Source organism: Streptomyces sp. NPDC004051, assembly GCF_053604275.1.
Genome location: NZ_JBSGHG010000003.1, coordinates 312,457 through 338,860, shown reverse-complemented (window position 1 = coordinate 338,860; position 26,404 = coordinate 312,457). Strand labels below are relative to the sequence as shown.

Genomic DNA, 26,404 nt, shown 5'->3' with positions numbered 1-26,404 from the left:
CCCGTGGGCGAGGGCGTCATCGAACGGCTGTCGGGCAGTTGTCGGGTATATGTCGAGGCGATGGCGGGCCGGTGTCAGGCTGACGACGGGGCGATGTCAGGTATATGCCGGACCGGCGCCGGCATATGCCCGACGGGCGCTGAGTCGGTGCCGGGGGGGCCGGAGCGCTCGCTCCACGGCGTGAGGGCTAGCCTCGCGATGTGGACAATCCTCGCACCCGGCCGCGCGTCGGACACATTCAGTTCCTGAACTGCATGCCCCTTTACTGGGGGCTCGCGAGAACGGGCACTCTCCTCGACTTCGAGCTGTCGAAGGACACCCCCGAGAAGCTCAGCGAGAAGCTGGTGCAGGGAGATCTCGACATCGGGCCGATCACCCTGGTCGAGTTCCTCAAGCACGCCGACCGGCTGGTCGCCTTCCCCGACATCGCCGTCGGCTGCGACGGCCCGGTGATGTCGTGCGTGATCGTCTCGCAGGTCCCGCTGGAGCGGCTGGACGGCGCCCGGGTCGCCCTCGGCTCGACCTCGCGCACCTCCGTACGCCTCGCCCAGCTCCTGCTCGCCGAGCGGTACGGCGTGCAGCCCGACTACTACACGTGCCCTCCCGACCTGAGCCTGATGATGCAGGAGGCCGACGCGGCCGTCCTCATCGGCGACGCGGCACTGCGCGCGAACATGGTCGAGGGACCCCGCTACGGGCTCGACGTGCACGACCTGGGCGCGCTGTGGAAGGAGTGGACGGGGCTGCCGTTCGTGTTCGCCGTCTGGGCGGCGCGTCGCGACTACCTGGAGCGCGAGCCGGGCATCACCCGTCAGGTGCACGAGGCGTTCCTCGCCTCGCGCAACCTCTCCCTGGAGGAGGTCGGCAAGGTCGCCGAGCAGGCGGCCCGCTGGGAGGCCTTCGACGAGAAGACCCTGGCCCAGTACTTCACCACCCTCGACTTCAGCTTCGGGCCCCCGCAGCTGGCGGCGGTCACCGAGTTCGCCCGCCGGGTGGGGCCGACGACGGGCTTCGCGGCGGATGTGAAGGTCGACCTGCTGCAGCCGTGAGGACGCGGGGCCGCCCACCACCCTGCTGAAAGGTTCCCGCGTAAGGGCGGGGCGGGGGAGGGGTGGGCGGGGTGGACTCCGTGCGGCCGCTCGATGCCGACGAGCCCGCGGCCGCCGGACCGTACCGGCTGCTCGGCAGACTCGGCGCGGGCGGCATGGGCCGGGTCCGCCTGGGCCGCAGCACCGGCGGCCGCACGGTCGCGGTCAGGACCGCGCACCCGCACTTCGCGCCGGACGAGGAGCTCCGCGCCAGGTTCCGGCGCGAGATCGAGGCCGCGCTCCGGGCGGGCGGCGCCTGGACGGCCCCCGTCCTGGACGCCGAACCCGACGCCCGGGTGCCGCGGGTCGCCACCGCCTGTGCGGCGGGCCCGTCCCTCGCGGCGGCGGTCACGCACGGCGGCCCCCTGCCCGCCCACACCGCACGGGCGTTGGGCGCGGGGCCCGGGCGAGGCGCCGGCGGCGGTGCGCGAACCGGGTCCGGTGCACAGGGGTGTGAAGCCGTCGAACGTTCTGCTCACCCTGGACCGCCCGCTGTTGAGCGACTTCGGCATCACCCGGGCGATGGACGGCACGGCCTCCCTCACCCCGACCGGCGACGACCTCCTCCAGGAGTCCGACAGCAAGGACTCGGGCAGCCCGAAGGCCCGGCTGTCGAAGCTCGGGTAGCCCGTCCCGTCCGCAACCCGCAGCCCGTGAATCCACCGGCCACAGCCGTCACTCACGGTCCCTGCGCTGTGGGGTCGGAGGCGGGTGCCGTGCCGAAAACCGTGAGCAGTCGGCGGGCATGTGTCACTCGAACGCTCGCATGAGCGGCATCGGGGCGGTGGTGGCCGAAGTGCTCACGGTTCTGGGACGGTGTGTGTCCTCCCCGGGGCAGGGGCACGTGTCCGGGTGTCGCACACAGCGGGGCTGACGTGAAGGACCGGTGCAGAACGGCGATCCGGGGCTGTTCCGTTGGTGGGGGTCGATGTGCCGGATACCGTCCGCGAGAGGGTGCCGGCCGGACGAACTGCCGCCGGCCCGGCGCGGCGCGGTCGCAACGGAGGGACGGGTGCGGAGGGGATGAGCAGGGCGGGGATGAGCGCGGAGGGGGCGAGCGTGGTGGGGGCGGGTGCGGGGTGACGGCTGGGCTGTTGGTCGCGGTCGGCGTGCTGTGGGGTGCGGGGGCGGGGGCGCTGCTGCCGCGGGCGGCCTACCGGTTCTCGGCGCCGGCGGGGGAGGAGTGGCGGGCGGTCTGCCCCGCGGGGCACCCGCTGGCGGGCTGGCTCGGGCCGGCCCGGTGCGGGCGGTGTGCGACGGCGCCCTCGTACGGTTCGAGCACCGCGCTCGTCGTCGTCACCGCCCTGGTCTGCGCCGTCCTCGCCGCCGCCACCGGCACGCGGCCCGAGGCGGGTGTCTGGCTGCTGCTCGCGCCCGTCGGCGTGCTGCTGGCGGTCGTCGACTTCCGGGTCCAGCGGCTGCCCGACCCGCTCACCCTCCCGTTCGCCGGAGCCGCCCTGGCCCTGCTCGGCCCGGTCGCCCTCGTTCCCGAGCACGCGGGCGAGTGGACGACCGCCCTGCTGGGCGCCCTCGCGCTCGGCGCCGGCTACCTCGTCCTGTTCCTCGTCAACCCGGGCGGCATGGGCTTCGGCGACGTGAAGCTCGCCCTCGGTGCGGGGGCCGTCCTCGGCTGGTACGGCTGGCCCACCGTGATGCTCGGCGCCTTCGCCGGGTTCCTGTTCGGGGCGCTGTACGGCGGTGCCCTCGTCGTCGCGCGGCGGGCGGGGCGCAGGACGGCCATACCGTTCGGGCCGTTCCTGATCGCCGGCGCGTTCGCCGGGCTGCTGATCGGCGCGTACACGGCCTGACGCCGGGGCATGCGCACCGGAATGCGGGCACGGCCTGACGTCGGGCGCCGTGGGCCGCTGGCGTAGGCTGGTCCGGTCCGCCCACAACCCTTACGAAAGGGACGCCCGGTGACCGAGAAGGCCGACCTTCAGCCCATCCTCGACCGTGCTGCCGCAGGCGGGCGGATCACCCCCGAAGAGGCGCTCGACCTCTACCGCGACGCCCCGCTGCACGCGCTGGGCGCCGCCGCCGACGCCGCGCGCCGCCGCCGGTACGCCGGGACCGAGCACATCGCGACGTACATCATCGAGCGCAACATCAACTACACCAACGTGTGCGTCACCGCGTGCAGGTTCTGCGCCTTCTACGCCGCGCCCAAGGACACCGCCAAGGGCTGGACCCGCGACCTCGACGACATCCTGCGGCGCTGCGCCGAGACCGTCGAACTCGGCGGTACGCAGATCATGTTCCAGGGCGGTCACCACCCGGACTACGGCGTCGAGTACTACGAGAAGCACTTCGCCGCCATCAAGAAGGAGTTCCCGCAGCTCGTCATCCACAGCCTGGGGGCGAGCGAGGTCGAGCACATGGCCCGGATCTCGAAGGTGTCGGTCGAGGAGGCCATCACGCGCATCCACGCGGCCGGGCTCGACTCCTTCGCCGGGGCGGGCGCCGAGCTGCTGCCCGAGCGGCCGCGCAAGGCCATCGCGCCGCTGAAGGAGTCCGGCGAACGCTGGCTGGAGATCATGGAGATCGCGCACGGGCTGGGCGTCGAGTCGACGTCCACCATGCTGATGGGCACCGGCGAGACCAACGCCGAGCGCATCGAGCACCTGCGCATGATCCGGGACGTGCAGGACCGCACGGGCGGCTTCCGCGCCTTCATCCCGTACACCTACCAGCCCGAGAACAACCACCTGAAGGGCCGCACCCAGGCCACGATCTTCGAGTACCTGCGGATGATCGCCATCGCCCGGCTGTTCTTCGACAACGTCGCCCACATCCAGGGCTCCTGGCTGACCACCGGCAAGGAGGTCGGCCAGCTCTCGATGCACTACGGGGCGGACGACCTCGGCTCGATCATGCTGGAGGAGAACGTCGTCTCCTCGGCCGGCGCCAAGCACCGCTCCAACCGCCTGGAGATCATCGACCTGATCCGCAAGGCGGGCCGGGTCCCCGCGCAGCGGAGCACGACGTACGAGCACCTCGTGGTGCACGACGACCCGGCGAACGACCCGGTCGACGAGCGCGTGGTCTCGCACATCTCGTCCACGGCGATCGAGGGCGGCACGGCCCACCCGGAGCTGAAGCTGCTCCCCGCGAACTGACACGACCGTGCTCACGATCCACGTCGCCGAGGCCACGCCCGAACTGGCCGTTCTGATCGACGGCGCGCTCGTCGCCGCCGTCGGCCCGTACGAGGAGCTGGCCGCCGCCCGCCCGCAGGCGCGGGTACGGCGGTGGCCCGGCATCCTCACCCCCGGGCTGCTCAACCCCTACGGGCCCGAGCTGCTCGAAGGGACCTACCACCCGGACCCGCGCGAGGCCGACGAGTTCGGCACCGAGCCGATCACCGGGGAGCGGGCGCAGGAGATCTTCCGCGCCGACGCGTCACGGCGCGGCGCCAGTGCGCGCCGCGGGGTGCAGCGGCTGCTGGCGCACGGAACGGTCGCCGTCGCGGGCGAGCTGCGCAGCCGGCCGGCCCTGGACGCCGTTCGCCGGGCCGGGCTCGTGGTGGGCGCCCGCCCGGCGCGCCTGCCGGGGCCGCCGTCCTTCTCGCCGGTGCCGCTCGTCCTGCTGCCGCGGCCGGCGCCGGGCGGGCCCGCCCGGTTCGCGGTGTTCGACGTGGCGGACCGGGCCGAGCTGGTCCGTGACGGGGCGTCGACCTGCGTGGCCACCGTCGTGGACGGCCGGCTGGTGCACCGGCGCCGCTGACGGGCCGCCCCCGGGAGCGCACCGGGGCAGCGAGACAGAGGGGGTCGACTGAGACAATGACGCACACACCGATCCCGATCCAGCCCCGCACCCGGACAAGTGAGGCCGAACCCCTGTGACCCGCGCATCCCTGGACAAGCAGCCGCACGAAGTCGCCTCGATGTTCGACGACGTGGCGGAGCGGTACGACCTGACGAACGACGTGCTGTCGCTCGGCCAGGACCGGATCTGGCGCAAGGAGGTGGCGAAGGCGGTCGACGCGCGTCCCGCGCAGAAGGTCCTGGACCTGGCGGCCGGCACGGGCACCTCCTCGGAGCCCTTCGCGCGGGCCGGCGCCTACGTCGTCCCCTGCGACTTCTCCCTCGGCATGCTCCGGGTCGGCAAGCAGCGCCGGGACTGGCTGCCCTACACCGCCGGCGACGCGACCCGGCTGCCGTTCAAGGACGACGTCTTCGACGCCGTCACCATCTCCTTCGGGCTGCGCAACGTCCAGGAGACGGACGCCGCGCTGCGCGAGATGCACCGGGTGACCCGGCCCGGCGGACGGATCGTCATCTGCGAGTTCTCGCAGCCCACGTGGGCGCCGTTCCGCACCGTCTACACCGAGTACCTGATGCGCGCGCTGCCGCCGGTCGCGCGGTCGGTGTCGTCGAACCCCGACGCGTACGTCTACCTCGCCGAGTCCATCCGGGCCTGGCCCGACCAGCCCGCCCTGGCCGAGCGGCTGCAGGGCGCCGGCTGGACGAAGGTGGCGTGGCGCAACCTCACGGGCGGTGTGGTCGCACTGCACCGGGGCTTCAAGGCAGGCTGAGGACGGCCGCGCGGGGAGCGGCCGGTTCACGGGGTTCCTCCAGTTCCCGCGGGAGGCCGCCGGGCGGCAGGGGTGCGCGCGGCTCGCGCACCCCTCCTCCGCCGTCCCCCTCGCCGAAGTCGAACCACACGTGGACCAGGGAGCCCCTGGGCACCTCGACGCCCGGCTGCGGATACTGGCGTACGACGTGGTCGACCACGGTGCGGCGGAGGTCCGGCCGGTCCGGTGCTCCGAGGAGCAGGCCGTGCGCGCGGGCGGACTCGCGCGCGTCCACGGCCATCAGGCCGACCAGGCGCGGAACGCGCACTTCCGGTGTTCTGTCGGATGTCCTGGGTGTCACACGCACGGACGTCACCCCCCAGCGGTACCGGCAGGGTAGACCCGGGCGTGCGCCCGCAGGAAGCAATGCGTGGCTATCTGTGACAATCGGTCACGTCGTGTGGTCGAAACGGTGGTTCGGGATTCCGGTCTCGGAGGGGCAGCCGGTAGCAGTGTCCCTCCCGGCGCGAGACCGGGGTGGTGAACGTCCCGGCGAGACGCATGCCGAGCCGCCGGGTGACCGCGGCCGAGCGGGTGTTGCGGGCGTCGACCATCGCGATCACCTCCGGGACGTCCGTGGCGCGCACCCGCTCCAGGGCCTGCCGTGCGGCGGCGGTCGCGTACCCCCTGCCCCAGTGCTCCCGGCCGAGGCGCCAGCCGATCTCGATCTCGCCCGTCGGGCCCCAGTCCCGCTCCCAGGGCTGGGCGCCCGTGAAGCCGAGCACGCGGTCCGTCTCGTCGACCACGGTCCACAGGCAGAACCCGCGCTCGGCGTCGTGCCGCCGCTGGCGGGCGGTGAGTTCCTCGTAGGCCGACAGCTCCGCGGCCTCGCCGCCGTGGAACTCCATGACCTCCGGATCGGCGAAGACCCGGTGCCAGGCGAAGGCGTCCTCGTGGGTGGGCACACGGAGCCGTACAGCGGGCAGAGCTCGGTTCACGGAGGCAGCCCTTCAGCCGGGTGATCAATTCTGCTGCATAGACTGCCCGTGTCCAGTGCCTGGCGGCACGCAGATATCGAACTGGGGAGATCCCGCCGTGACCGAGCCCCTCTCCGACAACACCGCCGACGTGATCGTCGTGGGCGCGGGGCCAGCCGGCTCCACCACCGCGTACCACCTGGCCAGGTCCGGTCTCGACGTGCTCCTGCTGGAGAAGACCGCGTTCCCGCGGGAGAAGGTCTGCGGCGACGGCCTCACCCCGCGCGCCGTGAAGCAGCTCGTCGCGATGGGCATCGACATCTCCGAGGAGGCGGGCTGGCTGCGCAACAAGGGGCTGCGCATCATCGCCGGCGGTGTCCGCCTCCAGCTCGACTGGCCGGAACTCGCCTCCTTCCCCGACTACGGCCTGGTCCGCAAGCGCGACGACTTCGACGAGCAGCTCGCCCGGCAGGCCCAGAAGGCCGGCGCGCGGCTGTACGAGCGCTGCAACGTGGGCGCGCCGATCATCGACGACCGCACCGGCCGCATCACCGGCGTGAAGGCCAGGCTCGGCGAGGAGAAGCGGGAAGTCACCTTCCACGCCCCGCTGGTGGTGGCCGCCGACGGCAACTCCACCCGGCTCTCCCTGGCGATGGGGCTGCACCGCCGCGAGGACCGCCCGATGGGTGTCGCGGTCCGTACGTACTTCACCTCGCCCCGCCACGACGACGACTACCTGGAGTCCTGGCTGGAACTGTGGGACCGCCGCGGCGCGCAGGACCGGCTGCTGCCCGGCTACGGCTGGATCTTCGGCATGGGCGACGGGACCAGCAACGTCGGCCTCGGGGTGCTCAACACCTCGGACTCCTTCAAGGAGCTGGACTGGCGCGAGATCCTGAAGGCCTGGTGCGCGTCGCTTCCCGAGGACTGGGGCTACACCCCGGACAACATGACCGGCCCGATCCGCGGCGCCGCGCTCCCGATGGCCTTCAACCGCCAGCCGCACTACACCCGCGGGCTGCTGCTCGTCGGTGACGCGGGCGGTCTGGTGAACCCCTTCAACGGCGAGGGCATCGCCTACGCCATGGAGTCCGCGCAGATCGCCGCCGAGGTCATCGTCCAGGCGCACGCCCGGTCGACGCCGGCCCAGCGGGAGATCGCCCTCCAGCGTTACCCGCGCGTCCTGAAGGACACCTACGGCGGTTACTACACGCTCGGCCGCGCCTTCGTGAAGCTCATCGGCAATCCGAAGATCATGCAGATCGCGGCCCAGCGCGGTCTGACGCACCCGATGCTGATGAGGTTCACCCTGAAGCTGCTCGCCAACCTGACCGACCCGACGGGCGGCGACGCGATGGACCGCGTCATCAACGGACTGAGCAAGGTGGCGCCGAAGGCGTGAGGCGTCCCGCGCGTGCGGGAGCCGTGAGGGGCGCTGTGGGCGGCCGGGGCCGGACGGACGGACTTCCCGGTCGCCGACGCGTGTCCGGGGCGCTGTGCGGGGCCGCCACGGCGCCGTACGGCGCTCGGTGGATGAGGTGTCACCCCGTCACCCCACGCCGCGCGGGTGACGATTCGGGCATAAGGGTCATCTCCCCCGGGTGGTCGGGTGGTCGGGTGTCCGGGGGAGGGCTGCAGGGCGAACGCACGGGTTGGGGGGCCGCTGCCACCTAGTGGCAGCGGCCCCCCAACCCGTGCGAGCCGGGCCCGTCCGGGCCCGATCTGTCCGTAGGGGCGTGGTTCAGAGCACGCGCACGGCGCCCGAGGCGGGGTAGCCGGAGAGGTCCTGGATGACGACGCCCTTGGAGGGGTTGGCGGCGTCCAGGTACTGGCCGTTACCGATGTAGACGCCCGTGTGGTACGCGGAGCCCTTGCCGCCCCAGTACAGGATGTCGCCGACCTGGAGGTTGGACAGCGAGACGTCGGTGCCGACGGTCGACTGGGCCTGCGAGACGCGCGGGAGGTCCACGCCGACCTGCTTGAACGCGGCCTGCACCAGGCTGGAGCAGTCCCAGGCGTTGGGGCCCGTGGCGCCCATGACGTAGGCGTCGCCCACCTGCGCCTTGAGGAAGGCGATGACGGTCGCGACGCTGCCGCTGGCCGGCGCGGAGGCGGTCGTCGCGGTGGCCGTCGTGCTCGTGGCGCCCGCGTTGGTGGTGAGGGTGGCGCGCTCCGCGTCGCGGGTGGCGCGCTCGGCGGCGGCCTTGCGGGCCTCCTCGGCGGCCTTCTTCCTCGCCTCGGCCTTCTTCTCGGCCTCGGCGAGGTCGGCCTTCGCCTCCTTGGCGGCCTCGGCCGCGGCGGCGTCCCGCTCGGCCTGCAGCTGGTAGTTCGCGGCAGCCTGCTCGGTGGCCTGTGCGGACTGGGCGACCTGGGTGGACAGGTCGGCCGTCAGGGTGGGCAGTTCGAGGGTCTGCGCCACCGGCTCGGTGGTGGCGTTCGCCGCCGACGCCCCGGCCACTGCCAGAGTGCTGAGAACACCACTGGCGACTCCGGCCCGCATCGCCATCGTGGACGACGCGGTGCGGCGGGGTTTCCGGTGGCTGCGTATGTGAGCGGTGTGGGACATGGGAACAACCGGTACCAGGGGCTCCTTCATATCCACAAGAAACGTGTGCCGCGCCACATTTGTTCAACGGCAGCCGCGAACGCCGGGCGTGTCGCTCCTTATTGACGCCGTAACGGACATTGCGGACAGGACGTAATGGGCCCGTGATCACGGTCTTTCATCTTTACGTCCGAATTGCCCGGCGCCTACCACCGTTTGTAACGATTGGCCAAGCCCCCTTCTCCCGCCGCCTCGAGGGGTGTGGCGGAGGTCACGGAACGGTCGCCCGTCCCGGCGCGTCCGGAATGCGCGCCGCGACCGGTTTTCGCTGGGATCGCGCCCCGATCGTGCCGGGTGCCGCGCCGGTGCCGCGCCAGGGTCGCGCCGGGACGGCGGTCGGGTCGCGACGGGACTGCGGGCGAGGGCCGCTGCCGGGCGCCGCGTCGAGTGTCGCGACGGGATCGTGAGCGAGGTGCGTCGCAGGGTCGCCACCGGGCGCCGCGGCGGGATGGCGATCGGGCTGCAGGCGGGGCGCGGCCGGGACCGCGGGCGAGGGCCGCCGCAGGATCACCGCCGGATCACCGCCGGACCGCGGCCCGGTCGCGGCCTGGGCCGTGGCGCCGGGACTTCGTGAACGCGTGCACGCGTCCACATCGCGCCTCGCGTCCCCCTGATGTGTGAACGCCTCCTCTAACAAGAGATCGCGTCCAACGCCAATTTGCATGCAGGAGAATCCTCTTGATATGGAGACGCCCCCTCTGACCTGCACTGACGCGGCAAATTGTCACTTCTGGTGACCGCGCGGACGCTTCGCGTATGAAGATCACCGCTCATCCGGCTTCATGATCGTTCGTCAGGTGGTGGAGATCACAAAGCTTTGGCAATACCCCGTGTCGCAGATCACAGACCTGCGGGCATAGGATGCGGAGCGGTTGGGCTTGTGACCCGCTTCACATGTCCTCGATCTTCGCCGGGGCGGGCGTGGTTCGCGGGACGGGTGGGGCGGAAGTGAGCCCGACTCGCCAGCAGTCAGTGCCGACTGAGAGGAGCGAGGAGCGGTGAACGCGTATGCGCCCATCCTCGTACTGGGAGCCCTCGGGGCAGGCTTTGCGATCTTCTCCGTGGTCATGGCCACGCTGATCGGTCCGAAGCGGTACAACCGCGCCAGGCTCGAGGCCTACGAGTGCGGTATCGAACCGACCCCCACGCCGGCCGGCGGCGGGCGCTTCCCCATCAAGTACTACCTGACGGCGATGCTCTTCATCGTCTTCGACATCGAGATCGTCTTCCTTTATCCCTGGGCCGTCAGCTTCGACGCGCTGGGGATTTTCGGGCTCGTGGAGATGCTGCTCTTCGTGCTCACCGTCTTCGTCGCATACGCGTACGTGTGGCGGCGCGGCGGCCTGGAATGGGACTGAGGGGCCTTTGACCATGGGACTCGAAGAAAAGCTGCCGAGCGGATTCCTGCTGACCACCGTCGAGCAGGCCGCGGGCTGGGTGCGCAAGTCGTCCATGTTCCCCGCCACGTTCGGACTCGCCTGCTGTGCCATCGAGATGATGACCACCGGCGCCGGCCGTTACGACCTGGCGCGTTTCGGCATGGAGGTCTTCCGCGGCTCACCGCGGCAGGCGGACCTGATGATCGTGGCCGGCCGGGTCAGCCAGAAGATGGCGCCGGTGCTGCGGCAGGTCTACGACCAGATGCCGAACCCCAAGTGGGTGATCTCCATGGGGGTCTGCGCCTCCTCGGGCGGCATGTTCAACAACTACGCGATCGTCCAGGGCGTCGACCACGTCGTCCCGGTCGACATCTACCTCCCCGGCTGTCCGCCCCGGCCCGAGATGCTGATCGACGCCATCCTCAAGCTCCACCAGAAGGTCCAGGGCTCCAAGCTCGGGGTGAACGCCGAGGAGGCGGCCCGCGAGGCGGAGGAGGCGGCGCTCAAGGCACTGCCCACCATCGAGATGAAGGGGCTGCTGCGATGAGCGACGCGAAGAACGCCGCGGGCGACGGCGCGAACCCCGAGAAGGACCTCTCGGCGCAGAACCTCCCCGGCCGGCGCGGCGAGGGCGGTGAGGAGATCCGCGTCCAGCGCGGCATGTTCGGTGCGAACAACGGCGGCGACACCTCCGGTTACGGCGGCCTGGTCCGCTCGGTCCGGCTCCCGGGACCGTCGAACCGCCCCTACGGAGGCTGGTTCGACGAGGTCGCCGACGAACTGGAGGGCGCCCTGGAGGAGCAGGGCCTCCTCCCGGACAACGCCATCGAGAAGACCGTCGTCGACCGCGGCGAACTCACCTTCCACATCGAGCGCGAGCACCTGGTCCGGGTCGCGAGGACCCTGCGGGACGACCCGGCGCTCCGCTTCGAACTGTGCACCGGCGTCAGCGGCACCCACTATCCGAACGACAAGGGCCGCGAACTGCACGCCGTCTACCACCTGCGCTCGATCACCCACAACCGGTTGATCCGCCTGGAAGTCAGCGCCCCCGACAGCGACCCGCACATCCCGTCGCTGGTCTCCGTCTACCCGACGAACGACTGGCACGAGCGCGAGACGTACGACTTCTTCGGCATCGTCTTCGACGGCCACCCGGCCCTGACGCGGATCCTGATGCCGGACGACTGGCAGGGCCACCCGCAGCGCAAGGACTATCCCCTCGGCGGCATCCCCGTCGAGTACAAGGGCGCCCGGATCCCGGCTCCGGACCAGCGGAGGTCGTACTCATGAGCAGGTCGAACGCATCCGCGGAGGCAGGGGCTTCCACCGCCTCCGCGCGCGAGACCACGGAAGGCACCGTCTACACCGTCACCGGCGGCGACTGGGACGAGGTCGCCCGGACGGCGAGCCGCAGTGACGACGAGCGCATCATCGTCAACATGGGCCCGCAGCACCCGTCCACGCACGGCGTGCTCAGGCTGATCCTGGAGATCGACGGCGAGACCGTCTCCGAGGCCCGCTGCGGAATCGGCTACCTCCACACCGGCATCGAGAAGAACCTCGAGTACCGGACCTGGACCCAGGGCACCACGTTCGTGACGCGCATGGACTACCTGACGCCGTTCTTCAACGAGGCGGCGTACTGCCTCGGCGTCGAGAAGCTCCTCGGCATCGAGGACCAGATCCCCGACCGCGCCTCGGTCATCCGCGTGCTCCTGATGGAGCTGAACCGGCTCTCCTCCCACCTGGTGTGCATCGCCACCGGAGGCATGGAGCTCGGCGCCACCACCATCATGATCTACGGGTTCCGGGACCGTGAACTCATTCTCGACGCCTTCGAGCTCATCACGGGCCTCAGGATGAACCACGCGTACATCCGCCCCGGCGGACTGGCCCAGGACCTGCCGCCCGGAGCGGTGGACCAGATCCGCGAGCTCGTGAAGACGATGCGCAAGAACCTCCCGGAGTACGACGCGCTCGCCACCGGGAACCCGATCTTCAAGGCCCGTATGCAGGACGTCGGTTACCTGGACCTGGCCGGCTGCATGGCCCTCGGGGCCACCGGCCCCGTCCTGCGCTCCACCGGCCTGCCGCACGACCTGCGCAAGGCGCAGCCGTACTGCGGGTACGAGACGTACGACTTCGAGGTCCCCACCGCGGACACCTGCGACTCCTACGGCCGCTTCCTGATCCGGCTGGAGGAGATGCGCCAGTCGCTGCGCATCATCGAGCAGTGCCTGGACCGGCTCCAGCCCGGACCGGTCATGGTCGCCGACAAGAAGATCGCCTGGCCCGCCCAGCTCGCCATGGGCCCGGACGGACTGGGCAACTCCCTCGACCACATCAAGCAGATCATGGGCACCTCCATGGAGGCCCTGATCCACCACTTCAAGCTGGTCACCGAGGGCTTCCGGGTACCGCCGGGACAGACGTACACGGCGGTCGAGTCGCCCAAGGGCGAGCTCGGGGTGCATGTCGTCTCCGACGGCGGCACCCGCCCCTACCGGGTCCACTTCCGCGACCCGTCCTTCACCAACCTGCAGTCCATGGCGGCGATGTGCGAGGGCGGCCAGGTCGCCGACGTCATCGTCGCCGTGGCATCCCTCGACCCCGTGATGGGAGGCGTCGACCGGTGACCACCTCACCCTCGGAGCGGGGCGTCAGCCTGGGCATGCCCCAACTGCCCGCACCCGCCTACCCGGACGAGGTCCGGGCCCGGCTGGAGACCGACGCGCGCGAGGTCATCGCCCGCTACCCGGACTCCCGGTCCGCCCTCCTGCCGCTGCTGCACCTCGTGCAGTCGGAGGAGGGCCACGTCACGCGCACCGGAATGCAGTTCTGCGCGGACGTGCTCGGCCTGACCACGGCCGAGGTCACCGCCGTCGCCACCTTCTACACCATGTACCGGCGCCGGCCGAGCGGTGACTACCAGGTCGGGGTGTGCACCAACACCCTGTGCGCCGTCATGGGCGGCGACGCCATCTTCGAGGAGCTCCAGGAGCACCTCGGCGTCGGCAACGGCGAGACCACCGAGGACGGCAAGGTCACCCTCGAGCACATCGAGTGCAACGCGGCCTGCGACTTCGCGCCCGTCGTGATGGTCAACTGGGAGTTCTTCGACAACCAGGACCCGCAGAGCGCCAAGCGCCTGGTCGACGACCTGCGGGCCGGCCGCCCGGTCTCGCCCACGCGCGGGGCGCCGCTGTGCACGTTCAAGGAGACCGCCCGGATCCTGGCCGGCTTCCCCGACGAGCGGGAGGGCGCCGTCCGGGCCACGGGAAGCGCGGGACCCGCCTCCCTGGCCGGCCTGAAGCTGGCCAAGGGGGAGGCCGCCCCCGCGCGCGTGGTGCACCCGCGCGGCGAGGCGCCCACGGAGACCCCGCCGCACGAGCCGTCGCCGACGGAGCACCTCAGCTCCCACGACGCGCCCCAGGACACATCGGCCTCCGACCCGGAGCATCCGGCCGGACCCGTCGCAGAGGAGGGGGAGTGATGACCTTGGCACCCGCCGAACTCAGGGACATCGGCCCGGAGAAGCTGCTCGCACCCGTGCTGTCGGCCTTCTGGGACGAGGACGAGTCCTGGACCCTGGACGTCTACAAGAGGCACGAGGGATACGAGGGGCTCCGCAAGGCCCTCGCCATGTCACCGGACGACGTCATCGCGTACGTCAAGGAGTCCGGTCTGCGCGGACGCGGCGGCGCCGGCTTCCCCACGGGAATGAAGTGGCAGTTCATTCCCCAGGGAGACGGCAAGCCCCACTACCTGGTGGTCAACGCCGACGAGTCGGAGCCCGGGACGTGCAAGGACATTCCGCTCCTCTTCGCGAACCCGCACAGCCTCATCGAGGGCATCGTCATCGCCTGCTACGCCATCAGGTCCTCCCACGCCTTCATCTATCTGCGCGGTGAGGTCGTCCCCGTGCTGCGGCGGCTGCACGAGGCCGTGCGCGAGGCCTACGCGGCGGGCCTGCTCGGCGAGAACATCCTGGGCAGCGGACTCGACCTCGAACTCACCGTGCACGCGGGCGCCGGCGCGTACATCTGCGGTGAGGAGACCGCACTGCTCGACTCGCTCGAAGGCCGCCGCGGCCAGCCGCGGCTCCGCCCTCCCTTCCCCGCCGTCGCGGGCCTCTACGCGTGCCCCACCGTGGTGAACAACGTCGAGTCGATCGCCTCGGTTCCCGCCATCATGAACCGGGGCAAGGACTGGTTCCGCTCGATGGGCAGCGAGAAGTCACCCGGCTTCACCCTCTACTCGCTCAGCGGCCACGTCGCACGCCCCGGACAGTACGAGGCGCCGATGGGCATCACGCTGCGCCAGCTGCTCGACATGAGCGGCGGCATGCGGCCGGGGCACCGCCTGAAGTTCTGGACACCGGGCGGCTCCTCCACGCCGCTGCTCACCGAGGAGCACCTCGACGTCCCCCTGGACTACGAAGGGGTGGGCGCCGCCGGTTCCATGCTCGGCACGAAGGCGCTCCAGTGCTTCGACGAGACGACCTGCGTCGTCCGGGCCGTCACCCGCTGGACCGAGTTCTACGCCCACGAGTCCTGCGGCAAGTGCACGCCGTGCCGCGAGGGGACGTACTGGCTCGTGCAGCTGATGCGCGACATCGAGGCCGGCAAGGGCCGGATGTCCGACCTCGACAAGCTGAACGACATCGCCGACAACATCAACGGCAAGGCGTTCTGCGCCCTCGGCGACGGCGCCGCCTCACCGATCTTCTCCTCGCTGAAGTACTTCCGTGAGGAGTACGAGCAGCACATCACGGGCCGTGGCTGCCCGTTCGACCCGGCCAGGTCGACGGCCTGGGCCGACCGTACGGAGGTGCACGCATGACTGTGACCACCAGCTCTCCCTCCGGCGGGGGAGAGGCGGCGGTCCCGCCCGAGGACCTCGTGACGCTGACGATCGACGGCGTCGAGATCAGCGTGCCCAAGGGCACCCTGGTCATCCGGGCCGCCGAACAGCTCGGCATCGAGATCCCCCGGTTCTGCGACCACCCCCTCCTCGACCCGGCCGGCGCCTGCCGCCAGTGCATCGTCGAGGTCGAGGGCCAGCGCAAGCCCATGGCCTCCTGCACCATCACCTGCACCGACGGGATGGTGGTGAAGACCCAGCTGACCTCGCCCGTCGCGGAGAAGGCCCAGCACGGGGTGATGGAGCTGCTGCTCATCAACCACCCGCTGGACTGCCCGGTCTGCGACAAGGGCGGCGAGTGCCCGCTGCAGAACCAGGCGATGTCGCACGGCAACCCGGAGTCCCGCTTCGACGGGAAGAAGCGGACCTACGAGAAGCCCGTCCCGATCTCCACCCAAGTGCTGCTCGACCGTGAGCGGTGCGTGCTGTGCGCCCGCTGCACCCGGTTCTCGAACCAGATCGCCGGCGACCCGATGATCGAGATGGTCGAGCGGGGCGCGCTCCAGCAGATCGGCACCGGCGAGGGCGACCCCTTCGAGTCGTACTTCTCCGGCAACACCATCCAGATCTGCCCGGTCGGCGCGCTCACCTCGGCGGCCTACCGGTTCCGCTCCCGCCCCTTCGACCTGGTCTCCTCGCCGTCGGTGTGCGAGCACTGCTCCGGCGGCTGCGCCACCCGCACCGACCACCGGCGGGGCAAGGTCATGCGGCGGCTCGCCGCCGACGACCCCGAGGTCAACGAGGAGTGGATGTGCGACAAGGGGCGCTTCGGGTTCCGGTACGCGCAGCAGCGGGACCGGCTGCAGACCCCGCTCGTGCGCAACGCCGAGGGTGAGCTGGAGCCCGCATCCTGGCCCGAGGCACTGCAGATCGCGGCCCAGGGGCTGCTGGCCTCCCGCGGCCGCACCGGCGTCCTGACCGGCGGCCGGCTCACCGTCGAGGACGCCTACGCGTACAGCAAGTTCACGCGCGTGGCGCTCGACACCAACGACATCGACTTCCGCGCGCGCGTGCACAGCGCCGAGGAGGCCGACTTCCTCGCCGCGCGGGTCGCGGGTCGCGGACACGACCTCGGGGGCGCGTCCGGCCCGCACGCCGGGGACGGAGTCACGTACTCCTCGCTGGAGAAGGCGCCCGCCGTCCTGCTGGTCGGGTTCGAGTCGGAGGAGGAGGCGCCCGGCGTCTTCCTGCGGCTGCGCAAGGCGTGGCGCACCCACGGGCAGCGGACCTTCGCCCTGGCCACGCACGCCACGCGCGGACTGGAGAAGGCCGGCGGCACGCTGCTGCCGGCGGCCCCCGGCACCGAGACCGAATGGCTGGACGCGCTCGCGAGCGGTGTCGGCCTGGAGGGCGACGGGGCCAGGGCGGCCGAAGCGCTGCGGGCCGAGGGCGCGGTGATCGTCGTCGGTGAGCGGCTCGCCGGCGTCGAGGGCGGCCTGACCGCCGCCGTACGGATCGCCACCGCGACCGGCGCCCGGCTGGTGTGGATCCCGCGCCGGGCCGGGGAGCGGGGCGCCGTCGAGGCGGGCGCGCTGCCGTCGCTGCTGCCGGGCGGGCGTCCGGCGACCGACCCGCGCGCGCGGGAGGAGGTCGCCGCCGTCTGGGGCGTCGCCGCCCTCCCGCACCGCTACGGCCGCGACACCGGCGAGATCGTCGAGGCCGCGGCCACCGGCGAGCTGCAGGCGCTGCTGGTGGCGGGCGTGGAGGTCGCCGACCTGCCCGACCCGGCCCGCGCGCGTGCGGCGCTCGCCGAGGCCGGGTTCGTGGTCTCCCTGGAGCTGCGGCCCGGCGAGGTCACCGCACTCGCCGACGTGGTGCTGCCGGTGGCGGCCGTCGTCGAGAAGGCCGGCGCCTTCCTCAACTGGGAAGGCAGGGTGCGCACCTTCGAGTCGGCGCTCAAGCCCGAGCAGATGACCCGCCCCCTCCCGCCGACCGACGCGCGCGTGCTGCAGATGCTGGCCGACGCCATGGACGTGCACCTGGGCCTGCCGGACCTGCGCACGGTACGCGCGGAGCTCGAGCGGCTCGGCACCTGGGACGGCCCGCGGGCCACCGAACCGCTGCGGACCGCGGGCGCGCTGCCCCGGCCGGCCGCCGGGGAGGCGGTGCTGGCCGGTCACCGGCTGCTGCTGGACCAGGGGCTCCTCCAGCAGGGCGACGAGGCGCTCGCCGGCACCCGGCACGCCGCGCACGCGCGCCTGTCGGCCGCCACGGCCGTCGAGGTCGGCGTCGAGGACGGCGACCTGATCGCGGTGACCGGCACCGCCGGAACAGTCGAACTTCCCCTGAACGTCACCGAGATGCCCGACCGCGTGGTGTGGCTCCCGCTGAACTCCGCGGGCGGCGGTGTCGCCTCCGACACCGGGGCGCTGCCCGGCTCCCTCGTCCGTATCGGCCCGGCGGCACCCGCCGGCGAAGCCCTCAAGGAGGTGGAGGCATGAGCCTGTACTTCGCCGCTGAGGACCTCTCGATGTTCGGCCGCGACCCCTGGTGGCTGGTCGCGATCAAGGCGGTCTTCTGCTTCGCCTTCCTCATGGTGACGGTGCTGATCGCCATCGTGATGGAACGCAAGATCGTCGCCTGGATGCAGCGGCGCATCGGCCCCAACCGGAACGGCCCCTGGGGCATGCTCCAGTCGCTCGCCGACGGCGTGAAGCTGATGCTCAAGGAAGACGTCGTCGTCAAACGCGCGGACAAGGCGGTGTACGTCCTCGCGCCGATCGTCGCGGCCGTCCCGGCCTTCATGGCGATCGCGGTGATCCCCTTCGGGCCGTCCGGCAACGAGATCTCGATCTTCGGCCAGCGGACCACGATGCAGCTCACCGACCTGCCGATCGCGCTGCTCTACATCCTCGCGGTCGCCTCGATCGGCATCTACGGCATCGTCCTGGCGGGCTGGAGCTCCGGATCCACCTACCCGCTGCTGGGCGGTCTGCGCTCCTGCGCGCAGATGATCTCCTACGAGATCGCCATGGGCGCCGCGTTCGCCTCCGTGTTCCTCTACTCGGGGTCGATGTCGACGTCGGCGATCGTCGAGCAGCAGGCCGACCGCTGGTACATCCTGCTGCTGCCGGTCTCCTTCCTCATCTACATCGTCACCATGGTCGGCGAGGTCAACCGCGCCCCCTTCGACATGCCGGAGTCCGAGGGCGACCTGGTCGGCGGCTTCAACACCGAGTACTCGTCGATCAAGTTCGCGATGTTCATGCTCGCCGAGTACATCAACATGGTGACCGTCTCGGCCGTCGCGACCACCCTCTTCCTGGGCGGCTGGCGCGCTCCGTGGCCGATCAGCACCTTCTGGGAGGGCGCGAACCACGGCTGGTGGCCGATGCTCTGGTTCATCGTCAAGGTCCAGCTGCTGCTGTTCATGTTCGTCTGGCTGCGCGGCACGCTCCCGCGGGTCCGCTACGACCAGCTGATGAAGCTCGGCTGGAAGGTCCTGATCCCGGTCTCCCTGGTGTGGCTGATGCTCGTCGCCACGGTGCGGGCCCTGCGGAACGAGAACTACGGGTTCACCGACATCGTCCTCTACGTCGCCGCGGCCGTCCTGACCCTGCTGGTGCTCTCCTTCGTCGTCGACATGTTCCGGGCGAAGGGCGGGAAGGCCGAGGAACCCGGCGAACCCGGGGCGCCCGGCGGGGCCCCGGCCGCCTTCGACCCGATGGCGGGCGGATTCCCCGTGCCGCCGCTGCCCGGACAGGAGCTTCCGCCGGTGCCGCGACGGCCCTCGCGCCAGGAGCGCAAGCTCGTTGTCAGTGGCGGCCCCGATACTCACAGTGACGGATCTCTGGATGGAAAGGAGGCGTCCGATGGCTGAGGAATCCAAGGAGGCCGGGCAGACGAAGCCCGGTTTCCTGAACCCGGTGGCCGGCTTCGGCGTGACCTTCAAGGCCATGTTCAAGAAGCGGCTGACCGAGCAGTACCCCGAGCAGCCGAAGACCACGGCCCCGCGCTTCCACGGCAGGCACCAGCTCAACCGCCATCCGGACGGTCTGGAGAAGTGCGTCGGCTGTGAACTGTGCGCCTGGGCCTGTCCCGCCGACGCGATCTACGTCGAGGGCGCGGACAACACCGAGGAGGAGCGCTACTCGCCCGGCGAGCGGTACGGGCGCGTCTACCAGATCAACTACGCCCGCTGCATCCTGTGCGGTCTGTGCATCGAGGCGTGCCCCACGCGCGCGCTCACCATGACCAACGAGTTCGAGCTGGCCGACTCCAGCCGCGCCGACCTCATCTACACCAAGGAGCAGCTGCTCGCCGGTCTGGAGGAGGGCATGGTCGACAGCCCGCACGCCATGTACCCGGGCACCGACGAACAGGACTACTACCGGGGTCTGGTGACCGAGGCCGCGCCCGGCACGGAGCGGCAGGTCGCCCACTCCAAGGGCGAGGTCGTGCAGGAGGCGGACTCGACCTTCGGCGAGGACGAACCGGCCTCGGAGAAGGTGATCCGGGGATGACCGCGTACATCGCGTACACCGCGCACGTCGCGCACGGCGTGGACCTCGCCGCCTACTCCACCTCCACCGGAGAGGCCGTCCAGTTCTGGGTCCTCGGCACGGTCGCCGTGATCGGCGCGCTGTGCACCATCCTGATGCGGCGGGCCGTGCACAGCGCGCTCTGCCTGGCCGGAACCATGATCGTCCTGGCGGTGTTCTACCTCGCCAACGGCGCCTACTTCCTGGGCATCGTCCAGATCATCGTCTACACCGGCGCGATCATGATGCTGTTCCTGTTCGTGGTGATGCTGGTCGGCGTCACCGCGGCGGACTCCCTGAAGGAGACCATCAAGGGCCAGCGCTGGCTCGCCCTGCTGTGCGGGCTCGGCTTCGGCATCCTGCTGGTCGGCGGCATCGGCAACGCCGCGCTCACCGAGTTCAACGGCCTCGGCCAGGCGAACGCGAACGGCAACGTCCAGGGCCTCGCCGCCCTCCTCTTCACCCGGTACGTGTTCGCCTTCGAGATCACCGGCGCCCTGCTCATCACGGCCGTCGTCGGCGCCATGGTGCTCACCCACCGCGAGCGCACCGAGCGGGCCCGGACCCAGCGGGAGCTCTCCGAGCAGCGCGTCCGCGAGGGCAAGCACCTCCCGCCGCTGCCGGCCCCGGGCGTGTACGCCCGGCACAACGCGGTGGACATCGCGGGCCTGCTGCCCGACGGCACACCGTCCGAGCTCACCGTCAACAAGACGCTGCGCGAACGGGGTCAGATCCGGGACGTGTCGCAGGAGGCGCTCAACGACCTGCGGGCGCTGGAGCAGCGCGCGGAGGAGCGTCTCGAGCGCACGGCGATCGAGCCCACGTTCAAGTCGGCGTACGAGCGGACCGAGGAGGCGTCGAAGTGAACCCGGTCAACTACCTGTACCTCGCCGCCCTGCTGTTCACGATCGGCGCCACCGGTGTGCTCATCCGGCGCAACGCGATCGTCCTCTTCATGTGCATCGAGCTGATGCTCAACGCCTGCAACCTCGCGTTCGTCGCCTTCTCCCGCATGCACGGCAACCTCGACGGCCAGATCATCGCCTTCTTCACGATGGTCGTCGCCGCGGCGGAGGTCGTGGTCGGGCTGGCGATCATCGTGTCCCTGTTCCGTTCCCGCCACTCGGCCTCGGTCGACGACGCCAGCCTGATGAAGCTGTGAGGGGTCGGTAGACCGTGACTAACACAGAGAATCTGATCGCGCTGCTGGTGGCGGCGCCCCTGCTCGGAGCGGTGGTCCTGCTGTGCGGCGGCCGCAGGCTGGACGCCGTCGGCCACTGGATCGGCACGGCGCTCGCCGCCGCGTCCTTCGTGATCGGCCTCGTCCTCTTCACCGACATGCTGGGCAGCGCCGCCGACGAACGCACCCTGACGCAGCACCTGTTCAGCTGGATCCCGGTGGAGGGCTTCCAGGCGGACATCGCCTTCCAGCTCGACCAGCTGTCGATGACGTTCGTCCTGCTGATCACCGGCGTCGGTTCGCTCATCCACCTGTACTCGATCGGGTACATGGAGCACGACGAGCGGCGCCGCCGCTTCTTCGGCTATCTGAACCTGTTCCTCGCGGCGATGCTGATCCTCGTCCTCGCCGACAACTACCTGCTGCTGTACCTGGGCTGGGAGGGCGTCGGTCTCGCCTCCTACCTGCTGATCGGTTTCTGGCAGCACAAGCCCAGCGCCGCGACCGCGGCGAAGAAGGCCTTCCTGGTCAACCGCGTCGGCGACATGGGTCTGTCGATCGGGATCATGCTGATGTTCCTGTGGTTCGGCACCTTCGCCTTCGGGCCGGTGCTCGGCACCCAGGACGAGGCCGGGCTCGCGGGCGCCGCGAGCGAGGGCAAGCTCACCGTGATCGCCCTGATGCTGCTGCTCGCGGCCTGCGGAAAGTCCGCCCAGGTGCCGCTGCAGTCCTGGCTCGGGGACGCGATGGAGGGCCCGACCCCGGTCTCGGCCCTGATCCACGCCGCGACCATGGTCACGGCGGGCGTGTACCTGATCGTCCGCTCCGGGGCCATCTTCAACGGCGCCCCCGACGCGCAGCTGGTCGTCACCGTCGTCGGCGCGGTCACGCTGCTGTTCGGTGCGATCGTCGGTTGCGCGAAGGACGACATCAAGAAGGCGCTGGCCGGTTCGACGATGTCGCAGATCGGCTACATGGTGCTCGCGGCGGGCCTCGGCCCCATCGGCTACGTCTTCGCGATCATGCACCTGGTGACGCACGGCTTCTTCAAGGCCGGCCTGTTCCTCGGCGCCGGTTCGGTCATGCACGGCATGAACGACGAGGTCGACATGCGCCGCTACGGCGGACTGCGTAAGTACATGCCGGTCACCTTCGTCACCTTCGGCCTCGGGTACCTCGCCATCATCGGCTTCCCGGGCCTGTCCGGCTTCTTCTCCAAGGACATGATCATCGAGGCGGCCTTCGCCAAGGGCGGCACCGAGGGCTGGATCCTCGGCGGCGCGGCCCTGCTGGGCGCCGCCATCACCGCGTACTACATGACGCGCGTGATGCTGATGACGTTCTTCGGTGAGGAGCGCTGGCGCAACGCCCCGACGCCGTCCCCGGCCGCACCCGACGTGGAGCCCGCCGCCGAGACGCGCGGCGCGTACACCCCGCCCGACCCGCACGAGTCGCCGAGGATCATGACGATCCCGATGATCGTGCTCGCCTTCGGGTCGGTGTTCGCGGGCGCGTTCTTCGGCATCGGCGACCGGTTCCTGAACTGGCTGGAGCCCGTCACCGGGTACGACCACGGCCACGCGCCGGTCAGCGCCCTGACGGTCACGATCGCCACGGTGGCCGTGATGGTCGTCGGCGTGGCGATCGCCTGGAACCAGTACGGGCGCCGCCCGGTCCCGGCGGTCGCCCCGCGCGGTTCGCTGCTCACCCGGGCCGCCCGGCGCGACCTGCTCCAGGACGACTTCAACCATGTGGTCCTGGTCCGCGGCGGCGAGCACCTCACACGCTCCCTGGTGTACGTCGACCACACCCTGGTCGACGGGGTCGTCAACGGGACGGCGGCCGCGTTCGGCGGTCTGTCCGGACGGATGCGCAAGCTGCAGAACGGCTTCGCGCGGTCGTATGCGGTCTCGATGTTCGGCGGCGCGGCGGTCCTGGTCGCCGCGACCCTGCTGATGAGGGCGGTCTGATACCGATGTCCTTTCCTCTGCTGACAGCGACGGCGGCGCTCCCGGCCGTCGGGGCGATCGCCACGGCCGCCGTACCGGCCGCGAAACGCACGGTCGCCAAGTGGCTGGCCCTGCTGGTCTCGATCGCCACCCTGGCGCTGGCGATCGTCGTCCTGGTGCGCTTCGACCCGGGCGGCGACCGCTACCAGCTCACCGAATCGCACGCCTGGATCGCGGACTTCGGCGTCCGCTACGAGCTCGGGGTGGACGGCATCGGGGTCGCGCTGATCGCGCTGACCGCCCTGCTGATCCCGTTCATCATCCTCGCGGGCTGGCACGACGCCGACCCCCTGGAGACCGGCAGCAAGCGGTGGCGGCCGACGCAGGGCTTCTTCGCCCTGATCCTGGCCGTCGAGGCGATGGTGATCCTCTCCTTCGAGGCCACCGACGTCTTCCTGTTCTACATCTTCTTCGAAGCCATGCTGATCCCGCTGTACTTCCTGATCGGCGGCTTCGGGGACCGGGCCCACCAGCACGGCGAGCAGGCGGCCACGACGCAGCGTTCCTACGCGGCGGTGAAGTTCCTGCTCTACAACCTGGCCGGCGGTCTGGTGATGCTGGCCGCGGTGATCGGTCTGTACGTGGTCGCCGGGAACTTCTCCCTCACGGAGATCGCCGAGGCGCGGGCGAACGGTTCGCTCGAGATGTCGGCGAGCACCGAGCGCTGGCTGTTCCTCGGGTTCTTCTTCGCCTTCGCGGTGAAGGCGCCGATGTGGCCGCTGCACACCTGGCTGCCCAACGCCATGCAGGAGTCCACCGCTCCGGTCGCCGTGCTCATCACGGCCGTCGTGGACAAGGTGGGCACCTTCGCGATGCTGCGCTTCTGCCTCCAGCTGTTCCCGGAGGCGAGCAAGTGGGCGACGCCCGTGATCATGGTGCTGGCCGTCATCAGCGTCATCTACGGGGCGCTGCTCGCGGTGGGCCAGCGCGACATCAAGCGGCTGATCGCGTACGCGTCGATCTCGCACTTCGGCTTCATCATCATGGGCATCTTCGCGATGACCAGCCAGGGCCAGTCCGGGGCGACGCTCTACATGGTCAACCACGGGATCTCGACCGCAGTCCTGCTGCTGGTGGCCGGGTTCCTGATCTCGCGGCGCGGCTCCCGGCTCATCGCCGACTACGGCGGTGTGCAGAAGGTCGCGCCGGTCCTCGCCGGCACGTTCCTGATCGGCGGCCTGGCGACGCTGTCGCTGCCGGGACTGGCACCGTTCGTCAGCGAGTTCCTGGTCCTGGTCGGCACGTTCACGCGCTATCCGGTGATCGGCGTCGTCGCCACCTTCGGCATCGTGCTCGCCGCGCTCTACGTCCTCGTCCTCTACCAGCGGACGATGACGGGCCCCCTCAAGCCGGAGCTCGCCAAGATGCCCGATCTGAGGGTGCGTGAGATCGCCGTGGCCGCGCCGCTGATCGTGCTGCTGGTCTTCCTGGGCGTCTACCCGAAGCCCGTCACGGACATCGTGAACCCGGCGGTGAAGCAGACCATGTCCGACGTACAGAAGAAGGACCCCCAGCCCGAGGTGGAGGCGGCCAAGTGAGCGCATCAGTCGTCCACAGCCTGTGGACAACGGCGGCCGACCCGATCTCGAAGATCGACGCGCCGAAGATCGAGTACGCCCAGCTCGCCCCCGTCCTGATCATCGTCGGCGCGGCGGTCGTCGGGATCCTGGTCGAGGGCTTCGTACCGCGCAGGTTCCGTTACTACGCACAGACGTTCGTCGCGACGGCCGCCCTCGTCTCCGCGTTCGCCGCGGTGGTGGCGCTCGCGGCCGACGGGTACGGCACGACCAGGGCGGGCATCGCGGCGATGGGCGCGATCGCCGTCGACGGCCCGGCCCTGTTCCTGCAGGGCACGATCCTGCTGACGGCCCTGGTCGGCCTGTTCACCTTCGCCGAGCGCAGGCTCGACCCGGAGGTGCAGGGCAACCGCGTCGACTCGTTCGCCGCGCAGGCCTCGGCGGTGCCGGGCAGCGAGAACGAGAAGAAGGCGGTCAGGGCCGGGTTCACCACCACCGAGGTGTTCCCGCTGCTGCTCTTCGCCGTCGCCGGCATGCTGGTCTTCCCGGCGGCCAACGACCTGGTGACGCTCTTCGTGGCCCTGGAGGTGCTCTCCCTCCCGCTGTACCTGCTCTGCGCGCTGGCCCGCCGCAAGCGGCTCATCTCGCAGGAGGCCGCGGTCAAGTACTTCCTGCTCGGCTCGTTCGCCTCCGCGTTCCTCCTCTTCGGCATCGCGCTGCTGTACGGCTACGCGGGCTCGATGTCGTACGCGAGGATCGCGCAGGTCGTCGACGGCACGATCCCGGAGGTCGACCCGGCCCTGGTCAACACCATGGGCAACGACGTGCTGCTGCTGGTGGGCGCGGGCCTGCTGATCATGGGCCTGCTGTTCAAGGTCGGCGCCGTCCCCTTCCACATGTGGACGCCGGACGTCTACCAGGGCGCGCCCACCCCGGTGACGGGCCTGATGGCGGCGGCGACCAAGGTGGCGGCGTTCGGCGCCCTGCTGCGGGTGCTGTACGTCCTGCTCCCCGGGCTGCGCTGGGACTGGCGGCCGGTCATGTGGGCCGTGGCCATCGTGACCATGCTGGGCGGCGCGATCTTCGCGATCACCCAGACCGACGTCAAGCGGCTGCTGGCGTACTCGGCGATCTCGCACGCGGGCTTCATCCTCGCGGGTGTCATCGCGACCACGCCGTCCGGCATCTCCTCCGTCCTCTTCTACCTGGCGGCGTACTCGTTCGTGACGATCGGCGCGTTCGCGGTGGTGACACTGGTGCGGGACGCCGGGGGCGAGGCGACGCACCTGTCCAAGTGGGCCGGGCTCGGCCGCCGTTCGCCCCTGGTGGCGGCGGTGTTCGCGGTGTTCCTGCTCGCCTTCGCGGGCATCCCGCTGACCTCCGGCTTCGCCGGGAAGTTCGCCGTGTTCAAGGCGGCGGCGGAGGGCGGCGCGGTGCCGCTGGTCGTGGTCGGTGTGATCGCGTCGGCGATCGCGGCGTTCTTCTACATCCGGGTGATCGTCCTGATGTTCTTCAGCGAGCCGCGGCCCGAGGGTCCGACCGTCGCGGTGCCGTCGCCGCTGACGATGACGGCGATCGCGGTGGGCGTGGTGGTCACGGTGGTGCTCGGTGTGGCACCGCAGTACTTCCTGGAGCTGGCGGGCGACGCGGGGGTGTTCGTGCGCTGAGCGGGCGTCCGCCGACGACAGGGCGGTCCGGCACCCGCTCGGGGAGCGCCGGGCCGCCCTGT

At 70.8% G+C, this 26,404-nt stretch carries 23 protein-coding genes and 1 pseudogene; 21 read left to right on the top strand and 3 right to left on the bottom strand.

What is annotated here, in order from left to right; genetic code table 11:
* Positions 1–200: 200 nt before the first annotated feature.
* The 6 genes and pseudogenes from ACWEQO_RS06875 to ACWEQO_RS06850 all read left to right on the top strand — a co-directional run bounded on the left by ACWEQO_RS06875 (position 201) and on the right by ACWEQO_RS06850 (position 5,622).
* The gene (locus ACWEQO_RS06875) at positions 201–1,049 is read left to right on the top strand and encodes a menaquinone biosynthetic enzyme MqnA/MqnD family protein (protein ID WP_452979672.1); all 849 of its coding nucleotides are present in this window, start codon (positions 201–203) and stop codon (positions 1,047–1,049) included.
* Between the two features lie 80 nt (positions 1,050–1,129).
* Positions 1,130–1,643 (top strand): annotated as a pseudogene (locus ACWEQO_RS06870) (protein kinase domain-containing protein); the annotation flags it as partial.
* 524 nt (positions 1,644–2,167) lie between these two features.
* Entirely contained in the window at positions 2,168–2,896 is a 729-nt protein-coding gene (locus tag ACWEQO_RS06865; protein ID WP_361458653.1) for a prepilin peptidase, read from the top strand.
* Positions 2,897–3,004: 108 nt separating this feature from the next.
* Complete coding sequence (gene mqnC / locus ACWEQO_RS06860) at positions 3,005–4,204, top strand: cyclic dehypoxanthinyl futalosine synthase (protein ID WP_361458655.1); 1,200 nt, start codon at positions 3,005–3,007, stop codon at positions 4,202–4,204.
* Between the two features lie 7 nt (positions 4,205–4,211).
* Positions 4,212–4,811 (top strand): hypothetical protein, encoded by a 600-nt coding sequence (locus tag ACWEQO_RS06855; RefSeq protein ID WP_452979668.1) that lies wholly within the window; start codon positions 4,212–4,214, stop codon positions 4,809–4,811.
* Positions 4,812–4,926: 115 nt separating this feature from the next.
* Complete coding sequence (locus ACWEQO_RS06850) at positions 4,927–5,622, top strand: demethylmenaquinone methyltransferase (protein ID WP_361458659.1); 696 nt, start codon at positions 4,927–4,929, stop codon at positions 5,620–5,622.
* On the opposite strand, the gene ACWEQO_RS06845 is transcribed toward ACWEQO_RS06850, so the two are convergent.
* Complete coding sequence (locus ACWEQO_RS06845) at positions 5,609–5,929, bottom strand: PASTA domain-containing protein (RefSeq protein ID WP_452979664.1); 321 nt, start codon at positions 5,927–5,929, stop codon at positions 5,609–5,611. The two genes, ACWEQO_RS06850 and ACWEQO_RS06845, sit on opposite strands and share 14 nt — an antisense overlap.
* A gap of 106 nt (positions 5,930–6,035) precedes the next feature.
* Complete coding sequence (locus ACWEQO_RS06840; protein WP_452979661.1) at positions 6,036–6,599, bottom strand: GNAT family N-acetyltransferase; 564 nt, start codon at positions 6,597–6,599, stop codon at positions 6,036–6,038.
* Between the two features lie 97 nt (positions 6,600–6,696).
* Here ACWEQO_RS06840 and ACWEQO_RS06835 point away from each other — a divergent pair, with 97 nt between their 5' ends.
* Positions 6,697–7,980 (top strand): geranylgeranyl reductase family protein, encoded by a 1,284-nt coding sequence (locus tag ACWEQO_RS06835; protein WP_361458665.1) that lies wholly within the window; start codon positions 6,697–6,699, stop codon positions 7,978–7,980.
* A gap of 339 nt (positions 7,981–8,319) precedes the next feature.
* Here ACWEQO_RS06835 and ACWEQO_RS06830 read toward each other — a convergent pair whose 3' ends face one another.
* Positions 8,320–9,174 carry a C40 family peptidase gene (locus tag ACWEQO_RS06830; protein ID WP_361449653.1) on the bottom strand — a complete coding sequence of 285 codons (855 nt, stop codon included), beginning with the start codon at positions 9,172–9,174 and terminating at the stop codon, positions 8,320–8,322.
* Positions 9,175–10,181: 1,007 nt separating this feature from the next.
* Here ACWEQO_RS06830 and ACWEQO_RS06825 point away from each other — a divergent pair.
* From ACWEQO_RS06825 to nuoN, 14 genes are read left to right on the top strand one after another with little or no spacing between them, the layout of a single operon-like run.
* Complete coding sequence (locus ACWEQO_RS06825; RefSeq protein WP_055570452.1) at positions 10,182–10,541, top strand: NADH-quinone oxidoreductase subunit A; 360 nt, start codon at positions 10,182–10,184, stop codon at positions 10,539–10,541.
* 13 nt (positions 10,542–10,554) lie between these two features.
* On the top strand, positions 10,555–11,109 hold the full coding sequence (locus tag ACWEQO_RS06820; protein ID WP_361449656.1) for a NuoB/complex I 20 kDa subunit family protein: 555 nt from the start codon (positions 10,555–10,557) through the stop codon (positions 11,107–11,109).
* Positions 11,106–11,855 (top strand): NADH-quinone oxidoreductase subunit C, encoded by a 750-nt coding sequence (locus ACWEQO_RS06815; protein ID WP_361449659.1) that lies wholly within the window; start codon positions 11,106–11,108, stop codon positions 11,853–11,855. The genes ACWEQO_RS06820 and ACWEQO_RS06815 overlap by 4 nt, the downstream gene beginning before the upstream one ends.
* Positions 11,852–13,201: an NADH-quinone oxidoreductase subunit D gene (locus ACWEQO_RS06810; protein WP_361449662.1), complete on the top strand. Its 1,350-nt coding sequence runs from the start codon at positions 11,852–11,854 to the stop codon at positions 13,199–13,201. Before ACWEQO_RS06815 ends, ACWEQO_RS06810 begins: the two co-directional genes overlap by 4 nt.
* Positions 13,198–14,058: an NADH-quinone oxidoreductase subunit NuoE gene (nuoE, locus tag ACWEQO_RS06805; protein ID WP_361449665.1), complete on the top strand. Its 861-nt coding sequence runs from the start codon at positions 13,198–13,200 to the stop codon at positions 14,056–14,058. The genes ACWEQO_RS06810 and nuoE overlap by 4 nt, the downstream gene beginning before the upstream one ends.
* Positions 14,055–15,407: an NADH-quinone oxidoreductase subunit NuoF gene (gene nuoF, locus ACWEQO_RS06800; RefSeq protein ID WP_361449667.1), complete on the top strand. Its 1,353-nt coding sequence runs from the start codon at positions 14,055–14,057 to the stop codon at positions 15,405–15,407. Before nuoE ends, nuoF begins: the two co-directional genes overlap by 4 nt.
* Positions 15,404–17,929, top strand: coding sequence for an NADH-quinone oxidoreductase subunit G (locus ACWEQO_RS06795; RefSeq protein ID WP_452979654.1), 2,526 nt, complete (start codon positions 15,404–15,406; stop codon positions 17,927–17,929). Before nuoF ends, ACWEQO_RS06795 begins: the two co-directional genes overlap by 4 nt.
* Positions 17,926–19,308, top strand: coding sequence for an NADH-quinone oxidoreductase subunit NuoH (nuoH, locus tag ACWEQO_RS06790; RefSeq protein WP_452979651.1), 1,383 nt, complete (start codon positions 17,926–17,928; stop codon positions 19,306–19,308). Before ACWEQO_RS06795 ends, nuoH begins: the two co-directional genes overlap by 4 nt.
* Positions 19,301–19,951: an NADH-quinone oxidoreductase subunit NuoI gene (gene nuoI, locus ACWEQO_RS06785; protein ID WP_361449676.1), complete on the top strand. Its 651-nt coding sequence runs from the start codon at positions 19,301–19,303 to the stop codon at positions 19,949–19,951. Before nuoH ends, nuoI begins: the two co-directional genes overlap by 8 nt.
* Positions 19,948–20,835 carry an NADH-quinone oxidoreductase subunit J gene (locus tag ACWEQO_RS06780; RefSeq protein ID WP_452979648.1) on the top strand — a complete coding sequence of 296 codons (888 nt, stop codon included), beginning with the start codon at positions 19,948–19,950 and terminating at the stop codon, positions 20,833–20,835. The genes nuoI and ACWEQO_RS06780 overlap by 4 nt, the downstream gene beginning before the upstream one ends.
* Positions 20,832–21,131: an NADH-quinone oxidoreductase subunit NuoK gene (gene nuoK / locus ACWEQO_RS06775; protein WP_053760538.1), complete on the top strand. Its 300-nt coding sequence runs from the start codon at positions 20,832–20,834 to the stop codon at positions 21,129–21,131. Before ACWEQO_RS06780 ends, nuoK begins: the two co-directional genes overlap by 4 nt.
* Positions 21,132–21,145: 14 nt before the next feature.
* Positions 21,146–23,119 carry an NADH-quinone oxidoreductase subunit L gene (gene nuoL, locus ACWEQO_RS06770; RefSeq protein ID WP_452979644.1) on the top strand — a complete coding sequence of 658 codons (1,974 nt, stop codon included), beginning with the start codon at positions 21,146–21,148 and terminating at the stop codon, positions 23,117–23,119.
* 5 nt (positions 23,120–23,124) lie between these two features.
* The gene (locus tag ACWEQO_RS06765) at positions 23,125–24,696 is read left to right on the top strand and encodes an NADH-quinone oxidoreductase subunit M (protein ID WP_452979641.1); all 1,572 of its coding nucleotides are present in this window, start codon (positions 23,125–23,127) and stop codon (positions 24,694–24,696) included.
* Entirely contained in the window at positions 24,693–26,342 is a 1,650-nt protein-coding gene (gene nuoN / locus ACWEQO_RS06760; protein ID WP_452979638.1) for an NADH-quinone oxidoreductase subunit NuoN, read from the top strand. Before ACWEQO_RS06765 ends, nuoN begins: the two co-directional genes overlap by 4 nt.
* Positions 26,343–26,404: the final 62 nt, after the last annotated feature.